Origin of the sequence: Hydrogenophaga sp., assembly GCF_048549895.1 — a bacterium.
Lineage (GTDB): Bacteria > Pseudomonadota > Gammaproteobacteria > Burkholderiales > Burkholderiaceae_C > Hydrogenophaga.
Window position 1 is genome coordinate 1 of sequence record NZ_JBLYYB010000238.1, and the last position, 3,827, is coordinate 3,827.

Annotated in this window: 3 protein-coding genes; all 3 read left to right on the forward strand. The window is 61.1% G+C overall.

Features of this window, described 5'->3' with window-relative positions:
- Nucleotides 1-29 precede the first annotated feature (29 nt).
- Complete coding sequence (gene glmS / locus ACN4F8_RS21785; RefSeq protein WP_419475499.1) at nucleotides 30-1,898, forward strand: glutamine--fructose-6-phosphate transaminase (isomerizing); 1,869 nt, start codon at nucleotides 30-32, stop codon at nucleotides 1,896-1,898.
- Nucleotides 1,899-2,390: 492 nt separating this feature from the next.
- Nucleotides 2,391-3,293, forward strand: coding sequence for a hypothetical protein (locus ACN4F8_RS21790; RefSeq protein WP_419475500.1), 903 nt, complete (start codon nucleotides 2,391-2,393; stop codon nucleotides 3,291-3,293).
- A 31-nt stretch (nucleotides 3,294-3,324) separates the two neighbouring features.
- Nucleotides 3,325-3,771 carry a hypothetical protein gene (locus ACN4F8_RS21795; protein WP_419475501.1) on the forward strand — a complete coding sequence of 149 codons (447 nt, stop codon included), beginning with the start codon at nucleotides 3,325-3,327 and terminating at the stop codon, nucleotides 3,769-3,771.
- The last annotated feature ends 56 nt before the right edge of the window (nucleotides 3,772-3,827 follow it).

Sequence of the window (3,827 nt, forward strand, 5' to 3'; positions counted from 1 at the left end):
GGCGTTCATTCATTTTCAGGAGCAGCAGCATGTGTGGCATCGTCGCAGGGGTTTCGGGGCGCAATGTGGTGCCCGTGCTGGTTCAGGGCTTGCAGCGGCTGGAGTACCGCGGCTATGACTCTTGCGGCGTGGCGGTGCACACCGGCGGCCTGCAGCGCGCCCGCAGCACGGCCCGCGTGGCCGAGCTCGCGCAGCAGGTGCAGGCCGACGGCATTGCCAGCGGCACCGGCATCGCCCACACCCGCTGGGCCACGCACGGTGCGCCGGTGGTGCACAACGCCCACCCCCATTTCAGCCACGGCCCGGGCGCCGCAGCGGGCACCGCGGGCCGGGTGGCGCTGGTGCACAACGGCATCATTGAAAATCACGACGAACTGCGCGCGGCGCTGCAGGCCAAGGGCTACGTGTTCGAGAGCCAGACCGACACCGAGGTCATCGCCCACCTGATCGATTCACTCTACGAAGGCGACGTGTTCGCCGCGCTGCAGGCCGCCGTGGTGCAACTGCACGGTGCCTACGCCCTGGCCGTGTTTCACAAAGACGAACCCCACCGCGTGGTGGGCGCACGCGCCGGCTCGCCGCTGGTGCTCGGCGTGGGCTCGGTCGACGGCGTGTTGGGCGCGGAGCACTTTCTCGCCAGCGACGCCATGGCCCTGGCCGGTGTGACCGACCAGATCGTCTACTTGGAAGAAGGCGACCTGGTGGATCTGCAGCTCGGCCGCTACTGGGTGCTGGACGCCCAAGGCCGTGCGCTGGATGCGGCCAAACGCCCGGTGAAAACCGTCCAGGCCCACAGCGGCGCGGCCGAACTCGGCCCCTACCGCCACTACATGCAGAAGGAAATCTTCGAGCAGCCGCGCGCCATCGGCGACACGCTCGAAGGCCTGGAAGGCATCACGCCCGAACTCTTTGGCGACGGCGCGTACCGCATCTTCAAAGACATCGACAACGTGCTCATCCTGGCCTGCGGCACCAGTTACTACAGTGGCTGCACCGCCAAGTACTGGCTGGAGAGCATCGCGAGGATTCCGACGCAGGTGGAAGTGGCCAGCGAATACCGCTACCGCGCCAGCGTGCCCAACCCGCGCACCCTGGTGGTCACCATCACGCAGAGCGGTGAGACCGCCGACACCCTGGCCGCGCTGCGCCACGCGCAGGGCCTGGGCATGAAACACACGCTGACCATCTGCAACGTGGCCACGTCCGCCATGGTGCGCGAATGCGAACTGGCCTACATCACCCGCGCGGGTGTGGAGATCGGCGTGGCCTCCACCAAGGCCTTCACCACCCAGCTCGCCGGCCTGTTTTTGCTCACGCTCGCACTCGCCCAGGTGCGTGGGCACCTGAGCGAAGAAGACGAAGCCAGCCACCTCAAGGCCATGCGCCATTTGCCCGTGGCGCTGCAGGCTGTGTTGGCGCTGGAGCCGCAGGTCATCAGCTGGGCCGAAGACTTTGCGCGCATGGACAACGCGCTCTTCCTCGGCCGGGGGCTGCACTACCCCATTGCGCTCGAAGGCGCCTTGAAGCTCAAGGAAATCAGCTACATCCACGCCGAGGCCTACCCGGCCGGCGAACTCAAACACGGCCCGCTGGCGCTGGTGACGGCAGCCATGCCGGTGGTCACCGTGGCGCCCAACGACACCCTGCTGGAAAAACTCAAGAGCAACATGCAGGAAGTGCGCGCGCGGGGTGGTGTGCTGTATGTGCTGGCCGACGCCGACACCCGCATCACCAGCAGCGAAGGCATCCACGTGATCCGCATGCCCGAGCACTACGGCGCGCTCTCACCCATCCTGCACGTGGTGCCACTGCAGATGCTGGCGTACCACACAGCGCTGGCCAAGGGCACCGACGTCGACAAGCCACGCAACCTGGCCAAGAGCGTGACGGTGGAGTGATCCGCGCCGAGGTGGTGGAGGCTTTGTGCGCGGGAAACGGAGTCGTTTACCAAGAGGGGGCAAAACCCGCGGTATTGCAGCCCCTCACATCGTCAGACCCAGTTGGGTCGTTAACTGAATGGAGGGCCTATGAAATGGGGTCACCCGCGCCTCCAATTTCGGCGAAACAAAGCTGTTTACCCTGTCCGGAGGGCGGTTTGAGGGGGGCACTTGGAGCAACAGCAAAGAACACAAGGCGCAAGTGATAGGGACACCTCAAAATGCGTTAGCAAGCACCGCGTGAGTCGGCTAGGCCGCAGTGGTCGTGCAAGTCAGGCTCTGGTTGACGTTCGTGCAAGCTTGCATCGGTACTCGATTGCAAGTTTCTACGACACCCTCATCCGGGTGACCAAAACCTAGGCTACCCTTACCAAGCCCAAGCGGATGAACGAATAGTTGACCTTCGTCATCGTTCACTCTGTGGCGGTTCGTACATCACTTTTATAGGTGCGCATGGGCAGAGAAGAATCTGAGGGGCCATCAGGCGAACCTGGGAAGGACTACATAGCTATAGACACTGCCGAGCTCGAGCGGCTCGCAGGCGAAGAGGTTGTCATTGCTATCGTCAAAGTCGCTCCGTTGAAAGTCCAGACGCGCGTTGCGAAGGCTGCGCATCACCTACAGAGGGCTATTCACTTAGAAGGTGTCGACGACGAGATGGGTGCCATCCGCCTAATTGCGGCGGAAGAGGAGCTGGTCGTCGCCATCTTCGAGTGGCTCAAACTGAACTCAGAACACTTTCCTGAGCACCGGGACTTCGTGGCCAAGCAGAAGAACCACTTGGTAAAGCTCGCCTTTACGCCAGTACTTGGACAAATGGCAGTGGTGTTCGAAGACTTTCTGAGGCATGGCATCGCTCCCACCGGGTTGGAAGGCTTTGCGTCATGGCAAATCAAACCTGGGGTCAAGGGCGGTCGGGTAGTGTTGCAGCTCTTTGCAGAAGACGAAAAGCACCTCATTGACATCAACCCGCTCGATGTATCAATCTCCGTGGACGACGAGCACGACGACTCTGTGGTCGCCTCCCTCTACCGCGAGTTCTTGGAACGGCTCCCTGATACGGGAGGCAATCGAGTCAAGCGCTTCGTGACGGAGCGTGCAGACTATCGCAACAAGCTGCTCTACGCCGAGGACGGACAGTCCTACTCGATGGCAGAAACCCTAGGAGAGGTTCGGATGGTCGTGGAGCGGGACCTCAAACGGCTGCTCTGGTGCCTAGCGGCGCTGCTGACTAACAGGCCTTTGGCCATGTCTTGGGGGTCAGTTAGTCAGTTCCTCGCACTTTACCGGCGCGTCTTGACCGATGCGAAGGTACTTTCACCATCGAAGCCTGAGTCGGACAGTTCGCTGACTTGAGGTGTATGTCAGTGCGTAGAGGAAGGATGCAATGAAACGCGTAAGACGACAGCCGTCTAGGCATGGCGCAATCGAACTAGCAGCAGAGATTGGACAAGAATTTAACCTCCCATTGGACCGCATCGGTGAGGTGTTCTCCTTTGACGAAGCCACCAAGCGAGGAATCCAGGACATGCGTCTTCTGATTGGCCGCCGGGCCGAGAAGATGTTTGAGTACGTAGTTGCCTCACTGGGTCAGGCAGAACTGGTTCATCAAGAAGATTCGGCAGCCCCGCTCTACGCCGGCGAGGAAGTTCAAGCACCTGACTACTTCGTAGCGCTTAAATCCGGTGAGCGATATTTCGTTGAGGTCAAGCACGCAAGCAAGGAGGCATTGAATGAGCCCGTCACTTTCAGTAGAAACTACCTAGCTAGACTCAAGCGCTATGCCCATCTCAATGGGCTTCCCCCAGTTTCCCGGACACATCCAATGACATGATGTGTTCAGGAGATAGGCATGACAAGAACCCGAAGGAGCTTCACGGACGAGTTCAA

Excerpts from the sequence above, each read along its gene's own strand:
- glmS (WP_419475499.1), top strand. The coding sequence starts at position 30 with ATGTGTGGCATCGTCGCAGGGGTTTCGGGGCGCAATGTGGTGCCCGTG.
- ACN4F8_RS21790 (WP_419475500.1), top strand. The coding sequence starts at position 2,391 with ATGGGCAGAGAAGAATCTGAGGGGCCATCAGGCGAACCTGGGAAGGAC.
- ACN4F8_RS21795 (WP_419475501.1), top strand. The coding sequence starts at position 3,325 with ATGAAACGCGTAAGACGACAGCCGTCTAGGCATGGCGCAATCGAACTA.